At 46.0% G+C, this 21,701-nt stretch carries 21 protein-coding genes and 1 pseudogene; 13 read left to right on the top strand and 9 right to left on the bottom strand.

Annotated features, from left to right (window positions below; genetic code table 11):
* Positions 1-2: 2 nt before the first annotated feature.
* Positions 3-617 (bottom strand): glutathione S-transferase family protein, encoded by a 615-nt coding sequence (locus BN1209_RS02285; RefSeq protein ID WP_045750767.1) that lies wholly within the window; start codon positions 615-617, stop codon positions 3-5.
* 85 nt (positions 618-702) lie between these two features.
* On the opposite strand from BN1209_RS02285, the gene nadC reads away from it, so the two are divergent.
* From nadC to asd, 5 genes are all read left to right on the top strand, one after another.
* Entirely contained in the window at positions 703-1,593 is an 891-nt protein-coding gene (gene nadC, locus BN1209_RS02280) for a carboxylating nicotinate-nucleotide diphosphorylase (RefSeq protein ID WP_045751912.1), read from the top strand.
* A gap of 149 nt (positions 1,594-1,742) precedes the next feature.
* The gene (locus BN1209_RS02275; RefSeq protein ID WP_045750766.1) at positions 1,743-3,512 is read left to right on the top strand and encodes an acetolactate synthase 3 catalytic subunit; all 1,770 of its coding nucleotides are present in this window, start codon (positions 1,743-1,745) and stop codon (positions 3,510-3,512) included.
* A gap of 1 nt (position 3,513) precedes the next feature.
* The gene (ilvN, locus tag BN1209_RS02270) at positions 3,514-4,005 is read left to right on the top strand and encodes an acetolactate synthase small subunit (RefSeq protein WP_045750765.1); all 492 of its coding nucleotides are present in this window, start codon (positions 3,514-3,516) and stop codon (positions 4,003-4,005) included.
* 43 nt (positions 4,006-4,048) lie between these two features.
* Entirely contained in the window at positions 4,049-5,065 is a 1,017-nt protein-coding gene (gene ilvC, locus BN1209_RS02265; RefSeq protein ID WP_045750764.1) for a ketol-acid reductoisomerase, read from the top strand.
* 90 nt (positions 5,066-5,155) lie between these two features.
* On the top strand, positions 5,156-6,007 hold the full coding sequence (gene asd / locus BN1209_RS02260; RefSeq protein WP_045751911.1) for an archaetidylserine decarboxylase: 852 nt from the start codon (positions 5,156-5,158) through the stop codon (positions 6,005-6,007).
* A 77-nt stretch (positions 6,008-6,084) separates the two neighbouring features.
* On the opposite strand, the gene BN1209_RS02255 is transcribed toward asd, so the two are convergent.
* Positions 6,085-6,606 carry an RNA pyrophosphohydrolase gene (locus BN1209_RS02255; RefSeq protein WP_045750763.1) on the bottom strand — a complete coding sequence of 174 codons (522 nt, stop codon included), beginning with the start codon at positions 6,604-6,606 and terminating at the stop codon, positions 6,085-6,087.
* 228 nt (positions 6,607-6,834) lie between these two features.
* Between BN1209_RS02255 and BN1209_RS02250 the strand changes: the two genes are divergently transcribed.
* From BN1209_RS02250 to folE2, 7 genes and pseudogenes are all read left to right on the top strand, one after another.
* A complete protein-coding gene (locus BN1209_RS02250; protein ID WP_231855145.1) occupies positions 6,835-7,806 on the top strand; it encodes a YncE family protein in 972 nt (323 codons plus the stop codon).
* 144 nt (positions 7,807-7,950) lie between these two features.
* A complete protein-coding gene (locus tag BN1209_RS02245) occupies positions 7,951-8,487 on the top strand; it encodes an SRPBCC family protein (RefSeq protein ID WP_045750762.1) in 537 nt (178 codons plus the stop codon).
* 120 nt (positions 8,488-8,607) lie between these two features.
* On the top strand, positions 8,608-9,270 hold the full coding sequence (locus BN1209_RS02240) for an alpha/beta hydrolase (protein WP_045750761.1): 663 nt from the start codon (positions 8,608-8,610) through the stop codon (positions 9,268-9,270).
* Between the two features lie 13 nt (positions 9,271-9,283).
* Complete coding sequence (gene xseB / locus BN1209_RS02235) at positions 9,284-9,541, top strand: exodeoxyribonuclease VII small subunit (protein WP_045750760.1); 258 nt, start codon at positions 9,284-9,286, stop codon at positions 9,539-9,541.
* Position 9,542: 1 nt separating this feature from the next.
* Positions 9,543-10,255: pseudogene (locus BN1209_RS02230) on the top strand (polyprenyl synthetase family protein).
* Complete coding sequence (dxs, locus tag BN1209_RS02225; protein WP_045750759.1) at positions 10,255-12,108, top strand: 1-deoxy-D-xylulose-5-phosphate synthase; 1,854 nt, start codon at positions 10,255-10,257, stop codon at positions 12,106-12,108. The pseudogene BN1209_RS02230 and the gene dxs overlap by 1 nt, the downstream one beginning before the upstream one ends.
* Positions 12,109-12,153: 45 nt before the next feature.
* Positions 12,154-12,954, top strand: coding sequence for a GTP cyclohydrolase FolE2 (gene folE2, locus BN1209_RS02220; protein ID WP_045750758.1), 801 nt, complete (start codon positions 12,154-12,156; stop codon positions 12,952-12,954).
* 50 nt (positions 12,955-13,004) lie between these two features.
* On the opposite strand, the gene BN1209_RS02215 is transcribed toward folE2, so the two are convergent.
* From BN1209_RS02215 to BN1209_RS02205, 3 genes are all read right to left on the bottom strand, one after another.
* A complete protein-coding gene (locus BN1209_RS02215) occupies positions 13,005-14,150 on the bottom strand; it encodes an MFS transporter (protein WP_045750757.1) in 1,146 nt (381 codons plus the stop codon).
* Between the two features lie 19 nt (positions 14,151-14,169).
* A complete protein-coding gene (gene aroC / locus BN1209_RS02210; protein ID WP_045750756.1) occupies positions 14,170-15,261 on the bottom strand; it encodes a chorismate synthase in 1,092 nt (363 codons plus the stop codon).
* 64 nt (positions 15,262-15,325) lie between these two features.
* Positions 15,326-15,856 carry a pseudouridine synthase gene (locus BN1209_RS02205; RefSeq protein WP_045750755.1) on the bottom strand — a complete coding sequence of 177 codons (531 nt, stop codon included), beginning with the start codon at positions 15,854-15,856 and terminating at the stop codon, positions 15,326-15,328.
* Between the two features lie 99 nt (positions 15,857-15,955).
* Here BN1209_RS02205 and icd point away from each other — a divergent pair, with 99 nt between their 5' ends.
* Positions 15,956-17,194 (top strand): NADP-dependent isocitrate dehydrogenase, encoded by a 1,239-nt coding sequence (icd, locus tag BN1209_RS02200; RefSeq protein WP_045750754.1) that lies wholly within the window; start codon positions 15,956-15,958, stop codon positions 17,192-17,194.
* Positions 17,195-17,303: 109 nt separating this feature from the next.
* On the opposite strand, the gene BN1209_RS02195 is transcribed toward icd, so the two are convergent.
* Genes BN1209_RS02195 through BN1209_RS02180 form a run of 4 tightly spaced genes read right to left on the bottom strand, consistent with a single transcriptional unit; the run spans position 17,304 to position 21,649 of the window.
* Positions 17,304-18,023, bottom strand: coding sequence for a DsbC family protein (locus BN1209_RS02195; RefSeq protein ID WP_045750753.1), 720 nt, complete (start codon positions 18,021-18,023; stop codon positions 17,304-17,306).
* A 40-nt stretch (positions 18,024-18,063) separates the two neighbouring features.
* Positions 18,064-19,236 carry a UbiH/UbiF family hydroxylase gene (locus BN1209_RS02190; RefSeq protein WP_045750752.1) on the bottom strand — a complete coding sequence of 391 codons (1,173 nt, stop codon included), beginning with the start codon at positions 19,234-19,236 and terminating at the stop codon, positions 18,064-18,066.
* On the bottom strand, positions 19,237-20,400 hold the full coding sequence (locus BN1209_RS02185) for an FAD-dependent monooxygenase (RefSeq protein WP_045750751.1): 1,164 nt from the start codon (positions 20,398-20,400) through the stop codon (positions 19,237-19,239).
* Positions 20,393-21,649, bottom strand: coding sequence for an aminopeptidase P N-terminal domain-containing protein (locus tag BN1209_RS02180; RefSeq protein WP_231855144.1), 1,257 nt, complete (start codon positions 21,647-21,649; stop codon positions 20,393-20,395). Before BN1209_RS02180 ends, BN1209_RS02185 begins: the two co-directional genes overlap by 8 nt.
* Between the last annotated feature and the right edge of the window lie 52 nt (positions 21,650-21,701).

Below are 21,701 nucleotides of genomic sequence, written 5' to 3'. Positions count from 1 at the left end.
GCTTACGCCTGAGGCGGAACAGTTTCTGCAATTGAAGGGCGTGAAGCAAGCGCCTGATTCACTCTTGCTAAGTTTGGGTAATTTTTATCTAAATCAAGCTTGTTACCAAAGCGTAGATTTAAGTAGCCAAGCACACAGACCAAGGCAATATCGGCCAAACTGAATGTATCCGCCACACAAAATTTATTTTGACCCAAATCGTCATTGAGGACTTGCAAGCCACGTTCAACTTTCGTCCATTGTTTGGCAATCCAACTTGGATCTTGTAAGTTTTCTGGGCGACGCTGCTCGATCATCACCGCAACGCCAGCGTCGCAAACACCATCCGCCAAAGACTCCCAGCGCTTTACTTGAAACTTAGACTTAGTGTCTTGCGGAACAAGATGAGACACAGGGGTACGCTGATCTAAGTAATCAACAATCACGCTGGAATCATACAAGCTCTCACCATCATCCATAATCAATACTGGAATTTTGCCTAATGGATTATGCAATGGCACAGGACAATCCGGATCTGCCAAGACCACTAATTCTAGGTCGATTGAAATATGTTTTTCAGCAGCGACAATGCGCACTTTTCGTGCATAAGGGCTAGTAAGTGAATACAAAAGTTTCATAAATTTAGCGTTTACTTTTTTAAATGAGGTGAACTAAAAGACAGCATCGAGACATCCGATGCGGATTGTCATTATAATGGAATTCATGAACGAACTTACACACAAACACACGTTGGCAATGCTTGCCGAAACCATCACAGCCAATGTCCAAGCCGCCATCCTTGAAGATTTAGGTGGGTTAGGTGTGAACGCCCAGGACTTTACCGCACAGTTAATTCGCTCAACGCAACTGGCCGAAGCGCGCATCATTTCTCGAGAGCATGCCGTGATATGTGGCATTCCTTGGGTAGAGGAATGTTTTAAACAAATTGCACCTAGCGTCACCATTACTTGGCAAGTCAAGGAAGGTGAAATCGTGTCAGCCAATCAAACTTTGTGTACATTAAATGGACGCGCACAAGAAATGCTGAGCGCAGAACGTTGCGCCCTAAACTTTTTACAAACATTATCCGCCACCGCGACCGCCACAAAAAAATATACCGATGAAATTGCTGGCACCAAAGCACGCATTATGGACACAAGAAAAACCATCCCTGGATTACGGATTGCACAAAAATATGCAGTCACTGTGGGCGGGGGGCTCAATCAGCGCATCGGTCTTTATGATGGCATTCTCATTAAAGAAAACCATATTGCCGCCGCAGGTAGCATAGAAGCTGCAATGCTTGAGGCCAATAAAATTGCGGCTCAGCAAGGCCATGCCTTGAGCATTCAAATCGAAGTCGAAAGCTTAACCGAACTTGAACGTGCATTGAGTGCCGGCGCTCAGTTGATATTATTGGACAACTTCGACACCGCCCTGCTCAAAGCGGCAGTAGCGCTTAATGCCAACCGAGCAATACTAGAAGCATCGGGAGGCATTGATCTATCTAACGTCAAAGAAATTGCCCTGACTGGTGTAGATCGGATTTCGATTGGTAGCCTGACCAAAAACATTAAGGCCATTGATCTTTCCATGCGCTTTTCGAACATTTGAGTTTGTATTCTTAAAGCAGAATAAGCCTATGTGTTTTAGGGCTTATTTCGCAGCAAGGGCATGAACATTCTGGGCTTCCCGCCTTGACCAAAACGCTGTAAACAGTTACTGTTCAGGGTTACCCGATTATTAGCAAATACAAGTACGTTATGGACGATAGCAATCAGCAAAAAGTAGGCCAAATTTCTGGCGCAGAAATCATCATGCGATGTTTGCAAGAAGAGAACGTTAAGTTCGTCTTCGGCTATCCAGGCGGCGCAGTGCTTCATATTTATGACGCACTGTTCAAGCAAAATCACTTCAAGCACATTCTCGTTCGCCATGAGCAAGCTGCGGTGCATGCCGCCGATGCCTTCTCACGCGCAACAGGCGAAGTGGGTGTAGCGCTTGTAACATCAGGGCCAGGCGCAACCAACGCAGTCACAGGGATTGCAACGGCGTACATGGACTCTATCCCCATGGTGGTAATTAGCGGTCAAGTACCCACAGCAGCCATCGGCATGGACGCATTCCAAGAGGTCGATATGGTGGGCGTGACTCGCCCATGTGTGAAACACAACTTCTTGATCAAAGATGTACGCGACATCGCCAGCACTCTTAAAAAAGCATTTTATATTGCTTCAAGTGGCCGTCCGGGACCTGTTGTTGTTGATATTCCAAAGGATATTACAGCTGAATTTGCCGACTTTGATTATCCTAAGACCATTGAAATGCGCTCTTACACGCCAGTCGTGAAAGGCCATTCCGGACAAATCAAAAAGGCTGTCAAAATATTATTGGAAGCTAAACGCCCAATGATTTATACAGGCGGTGGTTTAGTGCTTGGTGACGCATCAAATGAGCTTGTTAAATTAGCGAGAGCACTGGGCTATCCTGTTACTAACACACTCATGGGCTTAGGTGGCTATCCAGCAACGGACAAACAATATGTGGGCATGCTTGGTATGCACGGCACTTACGAAGCCAACAATGCAATGCAAGACTGTGACGTTTTGTTAGCGGTTGGTGCGCGTTTCGACGACCGCGTGATTGGCAACCCTGACCATTTCTTGAGCGTTCCACGGACAATTATCCATATCGATGTTGATCCTTCATCTATCTCAAAACGCGTAAAAGTCGATGTGCCTATCGTTGGCCATGTGCAATCCGTGCTTGCTGAAATGAATGAGCTTCTAGCTGCGGAAACCACAAAGCCCGATACTTCTGCATTAAAAACTTGGTGGGCAAAAATTGATGGTTGGCGCGCGAAGAAATCGGCCAGCTATGACGGCTCAAGCAGCACGATTATCAAACCACAATATGTGATTGAAAAACTATGTGAAGTAACCAAAGGCGACGCCTTTATTACTTCCGACGTTGGTCAACATCAAATGTGGGCAGCGCAATACTATAAATTTGACAAACCACGTCGTTGGATTAATTCTGGCGGCCTTGGCACGATGGGCGTTGGCTTGCCGTATGCAATGGGCTGTCAATTAGCGTTTCCTGATGCGCAAGTAGCTTGTGTGACGGGTGAAGGCAGTATTCAAATGAATATTCAAGAGCTTTCAACCTGCAAACAATTCCATTTGCCGATTAAAGTGATTTTGCTCAACAACCGTTATTTGGGCATGGTGCGCCAATGGCAAGAGTTCTTCTACGAGAACCGTTACTCAGAATCTTATATGGACAGCTTGCCTGATTTCGTTAAGCTCGCAGAATCTTATGGCCACATCGGCATGAACATTGAGAAACCAGGCGACGTTGAAGGTGCATTACAAGACGCATTCGCCATGAAAGACAAGTTTGTCTTTATGAACTTCTTAACAGACCAAAAAGAGAATGTATTTCCAATGGTGCCAAACGGCAAAGGTATTTCTGAGATGATTTTAGGCTCGGACACTAACGCCAATAACGCTAGTGATGAGATGGAGGGTTAAGATGAAACATATTATTTCTCTACTCATGGAAAACGAAGCGGGCGCCCTCTCTCGCGTGGCCGGTTTGTTCTCAGCACGTGCTTACAATATTGAATCCCTGACAGTAGCGCCAACTGAAGACGCTACCTTGTCACGCATGACGATTGTCACATCCGGATCGGATGAGGTAATCGAGCAAATCATCAAACAGCTCAACAAGCTGGTCGATGTTGTAAAAGTCCTAGACCTGAATGATGGCCGCTATATCCAACGCGAGCTGATGTTGGTCAAGGTCAAAGCCACTGGCGCATTGCGCGAAGAAATGAAGCGTATTAGCGATATTTTCCGTGGTCGTATTATTGACGTAGCAGATGGCAGTTACACCATCGAACTCACTGGTTCTGGCTCAAAACTAGATGCTTTTTTAGAAGCACTGGATAAAACCGTTATTCTAGAAACTGTGCGCACAGGCGCCTCAGGCATTGGTCGCGGCGACAGAATTTTAAAAGTTTAATTATTTAATATCACCTAAGCAAAAAGCACCGAAAGGCAAAAAAATGAAAGTTTATTACGATAAAGACGCTGACCTCTCCATCATTAAGAACCTTAAAGTAACCATCGTTGGTTACGGTTCACAAGGTCATGCACACGCACAAAACTTAAAAGACTCTGGCGTTAATGTCACAGTTGGTATCCGCAAAGAAGGCAGCTCATGGTCGAAAGCGCAAGCAGCTGGCCACAACGTGGCTGAAATCGCTGACGCAGTTAAAACTGCTGACGTTGTAATGCTTTTATTGCCAGATGAAAACATGGCGCAAATTTACGAAGCAGAAGTGGCAGCGAACTTGAAAAAAGGCGCAGCATTAGCATTTGCTCACGGCTTTAACATTCATTACAACCAAATCGTGCCACGCCAAGATATGGACGTGATCATGATTGCACCAAAAGGCCCAGGCCATACAGTGCGTTCTGAGTACCTTAAAGGCGGCGGCGTTCCTTCACTCATCGCTGTTTACCAAGACGCATCAGGCAAAGCAAAAGATATCGCATTGTCATACGCTGCAGCTAATGGCGGCACTAAAGGTGGCGTGATTGAAACTGATTTCCGCGAAGAAACAGAAACAGACTTGTTCGGCGAACAAGCTGTGTTGTGCGGTGGTGCTGTTGAATTGGTGAAAGCAGGTTTCGAAACTTTGGTTGAAGCTGGTTACGCACCTGAAATGGCATACTTCGAATGCTTGCACGAATTGAAATTGATTGTGGACTTGATGTACGAAGGTGGTATCGCGAACATGAACTACTCAATCTCAAACAACGCTGAATACGGCGAATACGTGACTGGCCCTAAAGTGATTAACGATGAATCACGTTGGGCAATGAAAGAAGCGTTGGAAAACATCCAAAACGGTGAGTATGCTAAGAAATTCATCTTGGAAGGCCGTACAAATTATCCAGAAATGACAGCACGTCGTCGTTTGAACGCGATGCACCCAATCGAAAAAGTGGGCGGCCAATTACGTTCTATGATGCCTTGGATCGCTAAAAACAAATTAGTTGATCAATCTAAAAACTAATTTAGGCACGTATTAAGCGTTAATCGCTTAAAATAGAAGGGCAAGGTGATAACACCTTGCCCTTTTTACTTTTATACAGCTGAGATTTATGTGCGCAATCAATTAAAAGTTTTACCGCAATACCTAATTCCAAAACAAGCGATTACAGCATTGGCGGGAAAACTCGCCTCAGCCAAAGCAGGTAAGCTAACGACTGCTGTGATTAAATGGTTTGTAAAGCGCTACCAAGTCAATATGGCAGAAGCGGCCGAACCCAATATTGCAGCTTACGAAAGTTTTAACGAGTTTTTTACGCGCCCATTAAAAAAAGGTGCAAGACAGATCGCTAAAGCTGACTTCATCAGCCCAGTTGATGGTGCGATTAGCCAATTTGGCAACATTGAAGCCGACCAAATCTTTCAGGCCAAAGGCCATCATTACTCGACACTTGCGATGCTTGCTGGCGATAAAAAACTCGCCGCTAGTTTTCAACATGGTCACTTCGCCACGCTTTATTTAAGTCCCAAAGACTATCACCGTATTCACATGCCATGCGATGGCACGCTAAAAAGCATGACTTATGTGCCAGGCGATTTATTTTCAGTCAATCCAACCACAGCACAAGGCGTACCAGGTTTATTTGCAAGAAACGAACGGGTGATTTGTGAGTTTGATTCAGCACACGGGACTTTTGTACTAATTTTAGTTGGCGCAACCATCGTGGGAAGCATGGCGACGGTTTGGCATGGGATGATTAACCCACCGCGAGTAGGCCGTATCACTACGTGGACTTACGAAAACCAAAGCATCACACTTAAACAAGGCGAAGAAATGGGCCGCTTTTTACTCGGCTCAACCGTGGTGATGTTGTTTCCAGAAAACACGCTCAGCTTTAATAACGCATGGAAAGCAGCCAAGTCCATTAAGCTTGGTGAAAAAATGGCGGATGGCGTAATCAGCTAAGCAAAAGCTTTAGCTGATCCATCCCTAAGCAACAAAAAAGCCGCGATTAAGCGGCTTTTAATTTTAATGATCGGAATCTACTCGGTCATTGAGTGATCATTTTGTGCGCGCTGTTTTGTGCGATCACTACCCCCCAAATAAACCGCCAGTTCATTGAGCGCTAAACGATACACATCACGCTTAAAATCAATCACACTTTCCATGGGCACCCAATACTCACTCCAGCGCCATGCATCAAATTCAGGATGCGGTGTTGCACGAAGCGACACATCCGTATCGCGTCCAACTAAACGCAATAAAAACCAAATTTGCTTTTGGCCTTTATAACTGCCTCGCCACTCACGCTTAATCCAGCTGGTCGGCACGTCGTAACGCAACCAGTCGCGTGTGCGACCAAGAATTTTGACATGCTCGGGACGTAAGCCGACCTCTTCCATCAGCTCTCGGTACATGGCCTCTTCAGGGCTTTCGCCTTGCTTAATGCCACCTTGCGGAAACTGCCAAGAGTGTTCGCGGATGCGTTTACCCCAAAAAACCTGATTGTTGGCATTACTAATAATAATGCCAACGTTCGGGCGATATCCATCGCGATCTATCATCACAAACAACCTAAATAATTTAGTGTAATTTTTTCATACTTCGCCACATATTGAAAGGCATCGTTTCAATATCGGCCTTATAAAACATGAATTAGCTTCTTAACAAAGGGATAAACCGTCCTTTAATTTTCTCTTCACTTTTTTGAGTCAACCTGATCAAAACAAGCACGTTAAATAAACTAAATAAGCGTTAAAATGAAAACTATTCAATCTCATTAAGCAATCCAATTGAAATCTCCTAAACTCATATTAGAGACTACCATCTTCGCCTTATTGATGCTCAGTCATGTCTGCCCTTCTATTGCTGGCATGGCATACATTACTAATCAAGGCGATAACACTGTATCGGTCATTGATACCACGACTAACCAAGTCGTCAGCACCATTAAGGTGGGATTGAAGCCGGTTGGCGTCGCTGTGTCAGCCATCAATCATCGTGCTTACATTTCAAATGTGGATGGTCAAAGCGTTTCAGTGATCGATACCCAAAAAAACAAATTGATAAGTACCTATCCAATTAAAGGCTCTCCGGTAGGCCTGTTAGCTTCACCAGACAACAAGACATTGTATGTGGCCGATTGGACCGAAGATCGTATTTATCTATTCGATGCAATGAGCATGAAAGCGCAAGCAGAAATCAAAAGCGGCAAAGCACCTGCCGGCATGGTGATCAGCCCTGATGGAAAAAGTCTCTACATTGCCAATCGTGATAGCAATGATATCGCCGTCATCAACACCACCACTCGTCAAATTAGCCAACGCATCCCCGTTGGCAAACATCCTTTTGGTTTGGCACTGAACAAAAGTGGCACTGAGCTTTATGTTGTTAATGTTTTTAGCAATTCTGTCTCAATCATCAATACCACTAACTTCAAAAGTGAAAGCATTCGTGTAGGTGAGCACCCATACTGCGTCACCCCAAGTAAGGATGGCTTATTTTTACTAGTCACAAACACCCAAGACGATAGCGTATCCATCATTGAATTAGCAAAAAAACAACTCATTGCCACGATTAAAGTGGGAGAAGTGCCAGAGGGCATCAGTGTTGACGAGCAATCCGGCCAAATTTACGTGGCCAATTGGGCAAGCAACCAAGTGAGTGTGATTGATGGGCAAACGTACAAGCTTATCACCCAAATAAAAACCGGCGATAAAAGCCGCGCTTTCGGTCAGTTCATCCTCCCTTCAATCATTAAATAACGGGTTTTTCATCAAAAAATATCGTAAAAAAGGCTAAATTTAGGTAGAGTGCTAAGTTAAGTTTTTTGCAGTATTTTGGTTGTTTTTAGCGTTAAAAGTAGCAAGCTTGATTAAGCAATATCATTTATTTTTGGAGAAATTCGCATGAAAAACGTAATCGCCCTTATCGCTATGGCTTTGTTGCCGCTAACTGCGGCAGCGCATGGCCCAAGCCCACAAAAAGTAGAAAAAGAAATTGTCATCAAAGCAGATCCAGCGAAAGTTTGGGCTTTGGTCAAAGATTTCGGCAACTTGCAAAAATGGCATCCCGCAGTCGCTAGCACCAAGCTAGAAAGCAAAAAAGATGAAAATGGCGACATGCAAACTTACCGCACATTGACATTAAAAGCCGGTGGCACAATCTATGAAAAACTACGTAGTTCTGACGACAAAGACATGCAACTAAAATATGAAATCGTCTCTGGTGTATTACCAGTAGCAGATTACAACGCAAAAATGACAGTGAAGGCAGGTCCTGGTGCTGGTGAAACCACTGTGGTTTGGATGGCGCGCTTCTACCGTGTGTACAAACTCAACCCACCAATCCCTGCGGGCCAAGATGATGAATCTGCGGTGAAAGCAGTGACCGGTGTATTTGATGCAGGTTTACCCGCACTAAAAGCATTGGCCGAAGCTAAATAATTTTCGCTAAGCGTTTCAGGCACTTAAAAAGCCCCGAGTTGTTGGGGCTTTTTTTATTTCCTAAGACTGCTTAGAAGTGCCAAAATACAAGCCTCACTCTTTTCAGATTTAAGCAACGCTATGTCTGCACTCGAAACCATCATCATCGAAACATCTCAGCCAATCAAACATAGTGTCATTTGGCTCCATGGCTTGGGCGCCGATGGCCATGATTTTGCGCCGATTGTGCCTGAACTAGACTCACCCAATACTCGCTTTATTTTTCCGCATGCCCCGCACAAAGCGATCACCATGAACAATGGGTATGAAATGCGCGCTTGGTTTGATTTATTTGGTCTCAGCTTGCAACATCAGCAAGACGAAGCGGGCATGCGTGACATGCAAAAAAGTATCGAAGCCATCATTGCGAATGAGGTGGCGCAGGGCGTGAGTGAGAAAAACATCGTGCTGGCAGGCTTTTCACAGGGCGGAGCGATGGCCTTATTTACTGCACTTCGCTATCCAACAAGGCTGGCGGGCGTATTGGCGCTCTCTACTTATGTGTCGCTCAAAGAGAAACTCTTCGAAGAGGCCACCGCTGCAAACAAAAATATGCCAATTTTGATGGCGCATGGCCGTTTTGATAGCATCATTACCTTAGACACTTGCTTGGTTTCACGGCGCCTATTAGAAAGCCTAGACTACCCTCTCGAATGGCATGAATATCCAATGGCGCATTCTGTATGCGCCGAGGAGATTGATGATATTTCACGCTTTCTAAACAAGGTTTTTAGAGCCGAATAGGTTAAAATGTCATATGATTAAAGATCTCACAGAAACTAGTGCCGAATCCCTTGAGCTGACGTTTGAAGCCGCAGTAACTGAGCTTGAAAGTATCGTCAGACAAATGGAATCCAATCAATTGCCTTTGCAAGATACCCTGGCCGCATTTAAGCGGGGCACCATGCTATTGCATCACTGCCAAAAAACTTTGGCAGACGTTGAACAACAAGTACGCATATTGAGTGATGACGGCAAATCCCAATCACTACAGGCTTACCAAGACCACGATTAACATGGACTTGCACAATGACTTTCAAGGATGGGCAAGCGCCATCCAGCAACGCACTGAACAGGCTTTGGATCAAGCACTGCCAGCCGTGAGCATCATCCCAAATCAACTACACGAAGCGATGCGCTATGCAACCCTGGGGGGGGGGCAAACGCGTTCGCGCTTTATTGGCTCATGCCGCAGGCGAGTTTTGCGGCGCGGATGCCAATAAGATTGATCAAGCCGCCATTGCCGTTGAGATGATTCATGCTTACTCATTGGTGCATGACGATATGCCGTGCATGGATGGCAGGCGGTCAAGCCATTGATTTAGCCAGCGTTGGTCAAACGCTGACGCAAACTGAACTTGAGCATATGCACATCCACAAAACGGGGGCGCTAATTCGTGCCGCAGCTTTACTCGGAGCCTCTAGCGCAAATACCATAGATGAAAAACGCATTGCCGCCATTGATCATTATGCACAATCAATTGGTCTTGCTTTTCAGGTGGTCGATGACATTTTAGATGCCGAAGCGGACACCGCTACATTGGGCAAAACTGCAGGCAAAGATGCGGATAGCAACAAGCCAACTTATGTAACTATTCTGGGTTTGGCCCGTGCCAAAAGCCTGGCGCAAGAACTTTACGCAGCGGCAATTGAGCCGCTTAACGCTTACGGCCTTGAGGCAGCAAGGCTGGTTCAGCTTGCCCAATTTATTACCCAACGAGGCTTTTAATGACGGCTGATTACCCTTTACTCGATCGCGTTAAAATGCCTGAGCAGTTGCGCCAATTATCGCGCAAACAATTGCCAGAGCTTGCGCAAGAGTTGCGTGCGTTTGTAGTAGAAAGCGTCTCGCAAACCGGCGGGCATTTATCCTCAAACCTTGGCGTGGTGGAGTTAACCATTGCCTTGCATTATGTATTCAACACCCCAGAAGATCGATTGGTGTGGGATGTTGGCCATCAAACTTATCCACACAAAATTTTAACCGGTCGTCGTGATGCGATGAGCAACTTACGCAAACCTGGCGGCATCGCAGGATTTCCGCGTCGAGACGAAAGTGTATTTGATACTTTCGGCACGGGTCACTCTAGCACGTCTATTTCTGCCGCACTCGGCATGGCGATTGCTGCGCAACAAACAGGTTCTGATCGCCGTGCAGTCGCAATCATTGGTGACGGCGCGATGACAGCAGGTATGGCATTTGAAGCACTGAACAATGCGGGCGCAATGGACGCAAACTTACTGGTGATTTTGAACGATAACGACATGTCGATTTCACCAAATGTTGGTGCGTTGCAAAACTACTTAGCCAAACTACTTTCAGGAAGCCTTTATACAAAAGTCCGCAAGTCTGGCGAGCGCGTGCTTGGTGTGATGCCGCCAGTATTGGAATTTGCCAAGCGCGCAGAAGAGCACGTTAAAGGCATGGTGACCCCAAGCACGCTATTTGAAGAATTTGGCTTCAATTATATTGGGCCAATTGACGGTCACAATCTCGACACTTTGGTCAGCACGCTAAGCAATATCAAGCATCTACAAGGCCCGCAATTCTTACATATCGTGACTGAAAAAGGCCGGGGTTATGCACCTGCTGAAAACGAGCCTGGCAAGTTTCATGGCGTTGGGAAATTCAACCCTGAAAATGGCTGTGCGATTAGCACTTCAAGCAAAAAGACTTACACCCAAGTATTTAGCGATTGGCTGGTTGACATGGCGGCAAGCGATGAGCGCTTAATCGGCATTACGCCCGCCATGTGCGATGGCTCAGGTATGAATGACTTTGCCGCAGCCTATCCAAAACGGTTTTACGATGTAGGTATTGCCGAACAACACGCACTGACCTTTGCCGCGGGCATGGCTTGCGATGGCTTAAAACCTGTTGTCGCGATTTACTCTACATTTTTACAACGGGCATACGACCAGCTCATCCATGATATTGCGCTACAGAACTTGCCTGTCGTATTCGCGATTGATCGTGCGGGCTTGGTAGGCGCTGATGGTCCGACCCATGCAGGCAGCTTTGATTTAAGCTTCTTACGCTGCATCCCCAATATGATCGTGATGACGCCGAGCGATGAGCAAGAGTGCCGTCAAATGCTGACAACCGCATTTCATCATGATGGTCCAAGCGCGGTGCGTTACCCGCGCGGCGGCGGCCCAGGTGCTGCCATTCAAAACGACCTTAGCGTTTTACCAATTGGTAAAGGCGAAGTCCGTCGTCAAGGCAAAAAAGTGGCTATTTTGGCTTTTGGCAGCATGCTGTCACCTGCACTTACCGCCGCAGAAAAGCTCGATGCAACGGTAGCCAATATGCGCTTTGTTAAACCTTTAGATATTGCGTTAGTAAAAAGCCTAGCAAGTAGCCACGACCTCATCGTGACCATTGAAGAAAACGCCATCATGGGCGGGGCAGGTGCGGCAGTGATGGAGGCCATGCAAGCAATGAACATGACAACACCAATGCTATGCCTTGGCTTGCCCGACAGCTTTATTGAACATGGCGTGCATGAAACCATGTTGGCAGAATGCGGTCTTGATAGTGAGGGCATCGTGACCTCAATTGAGAAAAAATTAACCGAGTGATATACTCAAGTATTAGCAATAAACATTCATAAATACAGGAACCCAATGAGCCAAGACAACAACCTACCTATTGAAGATGTTCAAAATACGCCTGATGTTCGTCATTTGGCCATTGATAAAGTAGGCATTAAATCTATCCGCCACCCTGTGAAGGTGAAAGACAAAACAGGCGGTGTTCAGCACACTGTTGCCATGTTTGATATGTACGTGCATTTACCACACAATTTCAAAGGCACGCACATGTCGCGCTTTGTTGAGATTCTCAACATGAATGAACGTGAAATTTCAGTGGATTCTTTTGAATCGATCTTGCAAGAAATGGTGAAGCGCTTGGAAGCCGAATCGGGCTATGTGCAAATGACCTTCCCTTACTTTGTGAATAAAGCGGCGCCTATATCTGGCGTACAAAGTCTACTTGATTACGAAGTGACATTTATCGGCGAAATCAAACAAGGTAAATTCGACATTACCGTTAAAGTATTGGTGCCAGTGACTAGCCTTTGTCCATGCTCTAAAAAGATTTCAGACTACGGCGCGCACAACCAACGCTCACACGTCACAGTCACTGCACTGATTAACGACTTTATTTGGGTAGAAGACATTATTCGCATGGTCGAAGAACAAGCCTCTTGCGAGCTTTATGGCCTACTCAAACGCCCAGACGAAAAATTTGTCACTGAGCGGGCTTATGACAATCCTAAGTTTGTAGAAGACATGGTGCGCGATGTTGCCGCGGTTTTGAATAATGAAAAACGTATTGATATGTTTGTTGTGGAGTCGGAAAACTTCGAGTCTATTCACAATCATTCGGCTTATGCATTAATTGAAAAAGATAAACGCGTTTAACTAATTTTCAGCATTAAAAAAGCCAGTTCAATTGAACTGGCTTTTTTAATTTAGAGCTTCGCTTTTTTTGGCATCACCCAAATAAAGAACAAACAACCCAGCAAGCCAAAGATACCCGAAATGGTGAACGTCCAACTAGATCCTAACGCCTCCCAAGCATAACCACTCACCAAACCACCAAAAGTGCCGCCCATGCCATAAGAAACGCTGGTGTAAAGCCCCTGCCCTTTTGATTGATGACGACCTTTGAAGTGCTGATGCGTCATCGCCACTGCGGCGGCATGATAAGAACCAAAAGTAGCAGCATGCAAAACTTGTGCAAACAATACGATCCACCACCAATCCACCGCCCAGCCAATTAAATTAAAGCGCACGAAGGCAATGAATAAGCTGACGAGTAAAATATTCTTTAGGCCAAAGCGCTTGGTGAGTTTAGGCATCCACAAGAAAATCAAAATCTCAGCGATGACTCCCAAGGCCCACAACAAACCAACATTTGCTTTACTGTAGCCATGATCAACCAAGTAGATAGAGTAAAAGGTGTAATACACGCCATGCGCGGCTGCCATCATGAAACAAGCCGCTAACAAGGCCAACACTTCGCGCTGACGCATAATCGCCCAAATAGAGCGATCATCCGTATGATGCGGCTCTATTATTGGCTCTGGAATATTGCGAGAGAACACCAAGACCGCTACCATCATGCCGAGCACCGCCCACAGCAATAAACGAATATTGTAGATATCCAATAAATAGCCAAGACCAATCACCGCAACGATAAAGCCTATCGAACCCCACATACGGATATGTCCGTACTTATCAAAGCGATCCCCAAGATGGCCTAGCGTAACGGTTTCAATTAAGGGCAGAGATGCGCTCCAAAAGAAGCTGAGCAACAGCATCACGGCAAACAGCCATGCATAGCTTGTGCTGACAAATACACCAACATACGATAGCAAGCTCAACGCAGATAGCCATTGAATAATAGCAACGCGCCTGCCAAGGTGGTCTGCCAACCAACCCCACAAGCTAGGTGCAAAAATTCTCGCCACTTGAAACAAAGCCATGAGAACAGCAATCTGAAATGGTGCAAAAGCGAGTGATTTTAGATAGAGACTCCAATACGGCGAAAAGGAGCCTACAAATGCGAAGTAAGCAAAATAAAAAGCGGAAAGGCGCCAATAAGGGAGTTGCATATCAGGCCTATAAAAATAATTAGATGTTTTTAAGGCCCGGATTTACATCAGCATTTTGTGCACGATTGCGAAGCGCATGGTCGATTAATACCAAAGCCAACATCGCCTCAACGATAGGCGTAGCGCGTATACCGACGCACGGATCATGACGACCCGTGGTTTGCATCAGCACTGGCTGGCCAGTTTTATCAATGGAGTTGCGCTCTTGTGGAATACTTGAGGTTGGCTTGAAAGCCACATTCACATGAATTTCTTGGCCGCTAGAAATGCCGCCCAAAATGCCGCCGGCATGGTTAGTTGCAAAGCCATTTGGTGTGAGTTCATCACTATGCACACTGCCGCGCTGGGCAATAGACTCAAAACCTGCCCCGATTTCAACACCTTTAACCGCGTTAATACCCATCATGGCATAAGCAATTTCTGCATCTAAACGATCAAAGATAGGCTCGCCCCAACCCACTGGCACACCTTCGGCAATCACAGCAATCTTTGCACCAACTGAATCACGCTCAGCACGCACATTGTCCAAATAAGCCTCAATTTCCGGCATCATCGCCATATTCGGCGTAAAAATTTTATTGTCTGGATGCTGTAAGTCATCCCAACTTGCAAAAGGAATATTGATCTCACCAAGTTGACTCAAGTAAGCACGAATCGTCACGCCATATCGCTGCTTCAACCATTTTTTAGCAATCGCACCAGCGGCAACGCGCACTGCAGTTTCACGCGCGCTTGAACGACCACCGCCACGATAATCGCGAATGCCATATTTTTGGGCGTAAGTGTAATCGGCATGGCCAGGACGGAAAGTGTCCATAATCTTACTGTAATCTTGACTGCGCTGGTCAGTGTTGCGAATTAACAAGCCAATCGGCGCACCTGTGGTTTTGCCTTCAAATATACCTGAGAGAATCTCGACGCTATCTGCTTCACTGCGTTGCGTGACATGACGCGAAGTGCCTGGTTTACGTCTATCCAAATCCACCTGTAAATCTTCTGCCGATAACTCCAAACCCGGAGGGCAGCCATCCACCACGCCGCCAATAGCAGCGCCGTGAGATTCACCAAATGACGTAAGCGTGAATAAAGTACCAATGGTATTACCAGACATGAATTTTCTCTTTAATGAGCGCAATAAATAGACGTAAGTTTACCATAAGCGATTTACCTTCAGGCTAGACTTGCCGCCAAGTGCCCAATGGCAAATCATCCAAGGTATGTTGCCCAATCGCATATCGAATCAATCGTAAAGTTGGAAAACCCACTTTGGCGGTCATTCGGCGCACCTGACGATTTTTACCTTCTGAAATTTTAATCTCCACCCATGTGGTGGGGATGGCTTTGCGCTCGCGAATGGGCGGATTGCGAGGCCATAAATGAGCGGGTTCCGGAATGACTTTCACTTGCGCTGGCGCGGTCACAAAATCACCCAAGTCCACCCCTTTTAAAAGTGGCATTAAATCTGCTTGGGTAGGAGCACCCTCGACTTGCGCCCAATAAGTTTTGATTTCTTTATACTTTGGGTGCGAAACACGGTGTTGAAGTGCGCCATCATCGGTTAAAATAAGCAAACCTTCGCTATCCGTATCGAGTCTGCCAGCGGCATAGACATTTGGGATAGCAATATAATCAGCCAATGTTTCGTGATTTTCGTGTGCACTAAATTGGCAAACCACACCGTAGGGCTTATTGAACAGAATTAACATAAGTATTTGTTTTTTGTTTTTTGTTTTTTGTTTTTTGTTTTTTGTTTTTTGTTTTTTGTTTTTTATTTTTAAAGTTTTAATACATAGGGTCTATTGAGCATGTCATCCAAAATCACAGTTCCAACCTTTGGTGAAAAAATCACCGTTAATGCAGACAACTCTTTGAATGTCCCAAATCAGCCCATTATCCCATTTATTGAGGGAGATGGTATTGGTGTAGATATTACACCGCCGATGCAAAAAGTCGTGGATGCAGCGGTAGAAAAAGCTTACGGCGGTCAGAAGAAAATCGCATGGATGGAAGTATTTGCTGGCGAAAAAGCCACGAAGATGTACGACAAAGATACTTGGTTACCAGATGAAACCATGAAGGCCATTCGTGACTATGTCATCTCCATCAAAGGCCCTTTGACGACCCCAGTGGGTGGCGGCATTCGTTCACTTAATGTGACATTGCGCCAAGAGTTAGATTTGTATGTTTGTTTACGTCCTATTCAATATTTCAATGGTGTTCCAAGCCCTGTGAAGCATCCCGAGAAAACTGACATGGTGATTTTCCGTGAAAACACGGAAGATATTTACGCAGGTATTGAATGGGCAGCTGGCACACCAGAAGCGGAGAAAGTCATCACTTTCTTGAGCGACATGGGCATGCGTAAAAAAATTCGCTTTCCCGAATCTTCAGCCATTGGCATCAAACCAGTTTCAATTGATGGTAGCAAACGCTTAATTCGCAAAGCGATTCAATATGCGATTGATAACAAGCGAAAATCGGTGACCATCACCCACAAAGGCAATATCATGAAGTTCACCGAAGGTGGCTTTAGAGACTGGGGTTATGAATTAGCGAAACAAGAGTTTGGCGCAGTTGAGATGGATGGCGGCCCATGGTGCAAACTACCGAATGGCATCATTATTAAAGACTGCATCGCTGATGCATTCTTACAAGAAATCTTGTTACACCCTAGCGATTATGATGTGGTCACAGCGCTTAACTTAAACGGCGACTATATGTCCGACGCCCTTGCAGCTCAGGTTGGTGGGATTGGGATTGCACCAGGGGCAAACTTATCTGACACAGTTGCGATGTTTGAAGCCACACATGGTACAGCGCCTAAGATAGCTGGCAAAGACATTGCCAACCCAAGCTCGATTATTCTTTCCGCTGAAATGATGCTTCGTCATTTAGGCTGGGTAGAAGCGGCTGATTTAGTGCTTAAAGGCGTAGGCAAAGCAATTAGTGCGAAACGCGTCACACACGATTTCTCTTCGCAAATGGATGGCGCAACACAAGTCGGTAGCGCGCAGTTTGGTGATGAAATTATCAGCCAAATGTAATTAAAGTTTTTAGCTATCCAAAAGAAGGGCTTAACGCGTGTGCTTTAAGCCCTTTTTATTGGGACAAACTGAGTTGAAGTTACCCTAACCCAAGCATGGAGTCACTGAATTACTTTTTTGGTGAGGGGACCAACGCCTTTTCAATTTCCGCCGCAGGATATGCCCCTAACATGCGTTTGCCATCAGCAAAGAAAATGGTAGGCGTGCTAGTCACACCAAGCTTACGCGCTAAAGTCGCCACCTTTTCAAGCGGCACATCACAATTCGCTGTTTTCTTTGGCAGCTGACTATTGAGTGCCCAATCTTGCCAAGCTTTCGCCCGATCAACAGCACACCAAATAGCTTTGGATTTATTGGCGGCATCCGGATGCAATTGCTCTAATGGCATGAGGAATGTGTAAATCGTCACATCCGTTATATTGCTCAATTCGTTTTGTTCTAAACGCTTACAAAATGGGCAATCCGGATCAGAGAATACCGCCATTTTTCGACTTCCATTGCCCTTCACTACTTTGATCGCCTGATCCAAAGGCAGTGCTGAAAAATCAATTTTAGACAAATCCGCCATGCGGTCACCCGTTACGTCCTTTTTAGTTTTTGAATCGACCAAATGGCCTTCGGCGATCAAGAAACTAAACTTTTCATCGGTATAGACAATCTGCCCATTCATATACACTTCATAAAGCCCTGCATAGGGCGTTTTCACAACACTTTCTACCGACATTTTTGGGTAAGCCGCTTCAACGGCTTTTTTGAGTGAGGCCTCATCCGCCCAAACGCTTGCAGCGTAAATTGAGAGAATTGCTGCAATGAGTGATTTTTTTAACATGTTTGTCCTATTAACTTTTCTAGTCGTGTTTTTAAAAGTTTTAAATTAATGCCTGCTTCATCAAAGCGCGTTTGAGTATGGGATGCTTATTGGGCAAGCTTAAACCCCAATTGCGCGCAACTCTCACTAAGGCTTGCTTGCTATCAAAAGCACCATACAAACCATGAGTTAGGCTTTGCATCGACAACACATCCGCTTTTCTAGCGCGTTCATAACGGCGCAATACAAACTGATCGCCAATATCGGCGAATGGATTACGGTCAGCAAGCACTTGAGCCAACTCAATCGCATCACGAAAGCCCAAATTAACACCTTGCCCTGCCATGGGGTGCACTTGATGCGCCGCGTCACCCACTAAAGCCAAGCGATTAGCAATTAAGGCACTCGCCTTCTGCTTGATTAACGGAAATGCCTGCGCCGGGGTAATCACACGCATTTTTCCCAACACATGGCCACCCGTTTGTTCAATAAATTCAGCCAATCCCTCTGGAGTTAACGCCATCAACTTCTCTGAGTGCTTAGTAGAAAACACCATTGAAATTTTATTACCCGCAAGTGGCAACCAAGCCAAAATGCCATCCTCGACAAACCATTGCCTTGCAATATTTTGATGCGGCAAAGTCACTTCAAAATTGGCGACGACACCCACATGCTCGTAAAATGTTTTATGTTGACTCAAGCCTGCATTTTCTCGCACCCAAGAGCTACCGCCATCGGCGCCAACCAATAATTTAGCACTGAGTTGCGTGCCATCAATCAGCGCTAAATGTGCCTCCTGATCGCTCAAATCAAGGGACGCACCCTCTCCAATGAAGACATCAACTTCCAAGGTCTTGAGTTCATCCCAAATGGCTTGTTGCAGGGCATTGCTTTCCAAGATGTAGCCTATGTTATTGGTAAAAGCCTCTTCTGCGTTAAAGGCTAATGGGTCAGGGTTTGTATCTCCCCAAATATGCATCGCCTCGATGGGCGTCACTCTCCTAGCATCCATGTGATGCCAAACACCAAGCGCTTTTAGCCACTCTGCATTACCTGGACTAATTGCATAAATACGACTATCCCAAGCTTCAGCCTTGATTGCAGATGGAATCGGTGTTTTTTTGTCGACCAATGCAACACGGAGGCCTTGTTTGGAAAGAGCAACCGCAGCAGAGGCGCCCACTAGCGAAGCACCTACAATCACAACATCGTATTGCTTGATTGTCGATTGCATTTAACCGCGACTTCCAAAGCTCATTTTTCTTACCAAGCGGGATTTCACCGGCTTTAACAAATGAAGCATGCCTAAACTCATGCCGCGCAAACCAGAAACACCCACAAGATCATTGGAAAACAAGTTGACTAAAAAGTCAGTAAACATCAAACCACGCTGCGTGTCAGTCTTGCGGCTACGTTGATAGGCCCGCATCATGGCATCTTGACCCCAAGAGATGGGCTCTGTTGCAGCAATTAATTGTGCTAACTCACAGGCATCTCGCAAGCCAACATTAAAGCCTTGTCCTGCAACAGGGTGCATCGTTTGAGCTGCATTACCAATCACGACTAGATGCGGTGCGGTCACTGGATTGAGCTGGGAAAGTTTGAGCGGGAAAGTCAGGCGCTTTCCAACACTTAAAAAGTGACCAACACGGTCGCCAAAATGTTGATGCAATTGGCTTAAAAAATCGGCATCTTCCAGCGCCATCACCTTTGCCACCTCGGCTTGCTTTCCAGTCCATACCAAGGAAAAATCTTCACCATTCGGCAGTAATGCCACCGGGCCCATGGGCGTGAAACGCTCATAAGCAATATTGTGATGAGGCAACTCACATTTCACCTTGGTGACTAAGGCATCATGACCGTACATTTTAGTTTCGCGCTGTATACCAGCGATATCACCTAAACTTCGACCACCGTCAGCAAGGACAAGTAAGGACGAGTTTAAGAGGTGTGACTGACCTTGATGATTAAATGCAACCGCCGCTTTTTCCAAGCCAGGATCAATGTGAGTAGCCTCTGCTTCAGCAATAATGGTGACCCCAGTAAACTCTGCGAGCGCCTCATCCAAGGCTCGTGCAAGGACTCCATAAGAAAGCACATAACCCAGCGCAGGCAAATCATGATCCTGTGCTTTAAGTAAACTACGTCCAAAGCTACCACGTTGTGAAATATGAATCGTATTAATCGCAGTCGCTTGGCGCTCTAGTTTTTCCCATACGCCTAACTTTTCCAAAATAGTACGACTGCCATAAGAAAGCGCTAATGCACGTTGGTCTTGGTAAGCCGCGCCCTCAGCGCGTGCTTCCAACATCGTCACTGCAATACCTTTGTGCTGTAAGGTCAATGCGAGTGTTGCACCTACCGGACCTCCACCGACGATGACAACTGGTTCAGTCATGACGCATCAAATCCTCAATCTCAGCCACCGTTTTCGGCGCGGCGTGCGTCATCACTTCGCAACCACCTTCGGTCACAACAACGTCATCCTCAATGCGGATGCCAATATTCCAAAAGTGCTCTGGAACATTGTCTGCTGGCCGAACATAACATCCTGGCTCAACGGTTAAGGTCATTCCTGGTGCTAGCATTTTCCAGCTTCCCAGCTTATCTTTATATTCACCGGCATCATGGACATCCAAGCCGAGCCAATGCCCTGTGCGATGCATATAAAACTGACGATAGCTTCCCGTTTCCAGCACCTCTTCAGCGCTGCCTTTACACAAACCAAAATCAATAAACCCTCGAATGAGCACATCCAATGCCGCCTCGTGAGGAGCGTTCCAATGGTTCATTGGCGAAACTTTTGAAATCGCAGCCGCTTGCGAGGCCAATACCAATTCGTACAAATCTTTTTGTGCTGCACTGAATTGGCCGCTGACTGGAAAAGTACGTGTAATGTCTGAGGCATATCCATCTAATTCGCAACCTGCATCAATTAATAGCAAATCTCCATGATTCAACTTCGCATTGTTCGCGTTGTAATGCAAAGTGCAAGCATTAGCCCCACCAGCCACAATACTGGTATAAGCGGGGGCTTGTGCACCGCTTCGATAGAACTCATGCAAGAACTCTGCCTCAACTTGATATTCCATCATGCCCGGCTTAGTGAACTGCATAGCGCGTTGATGCGCCGCCGCCGCAATATTGGCCGACTGACGCATGGTGTCGATTTCGTACTGTGATTTATGTAAACGCATTTCATCAAGGTGTTTGCGAACATCTACTACCGCATCGGGGGCGCTAAGCCCAGTTCGCGCTTGAGAGCGCAGGGCGTTCATCCAAGCGGTCACACGGCCATCCCAAGCGGCATCTGCGCCCAAGTTATAAAAAAGCTTAGATTGATTGGCAAGCAGTTTAGGCGCCATTTCATCAAGCTGTTGAATAGAATAAGCTTCATCAATGCCGAACTCAGTCACCGCCGCAGTGGGGCCGTAACGGAATCCATCCCAAATTTCTCGCTCCATATCTTTGTCACGGCAAAAAAGGATTGTTTTTGGGTTGGCGCCAGCAACAACAAACAACACCGACTCAGGCTCTTTAAATGCAGAAAGATAATAAAAGTAACTATCAAAACGGAAGGGATAATGACTGTCACGATTGCGAATCAGCTCATGGGAAGTTGGGATGACTGCAACTCCTTCGCCCATCAACTTAATTAACCTTTGGCGTCTGAGCGCAGCTTCCTGAATACAATGTTTC

The organism is Candidatus Methylopumilus turicensis (assembly GCF_000953015.1).
In the GTDB taxonomy this organism is placed as follows: Bacteria; Pseudomonadota; Gammaproteobacteria; order Burkholderiales; family Methylophilaceae; genus Methylopumilus_A; species Methylopumilus_A turicensis.
This window is presented reverse-complemented; position numbering and strand designations above follow the sequence as displayed.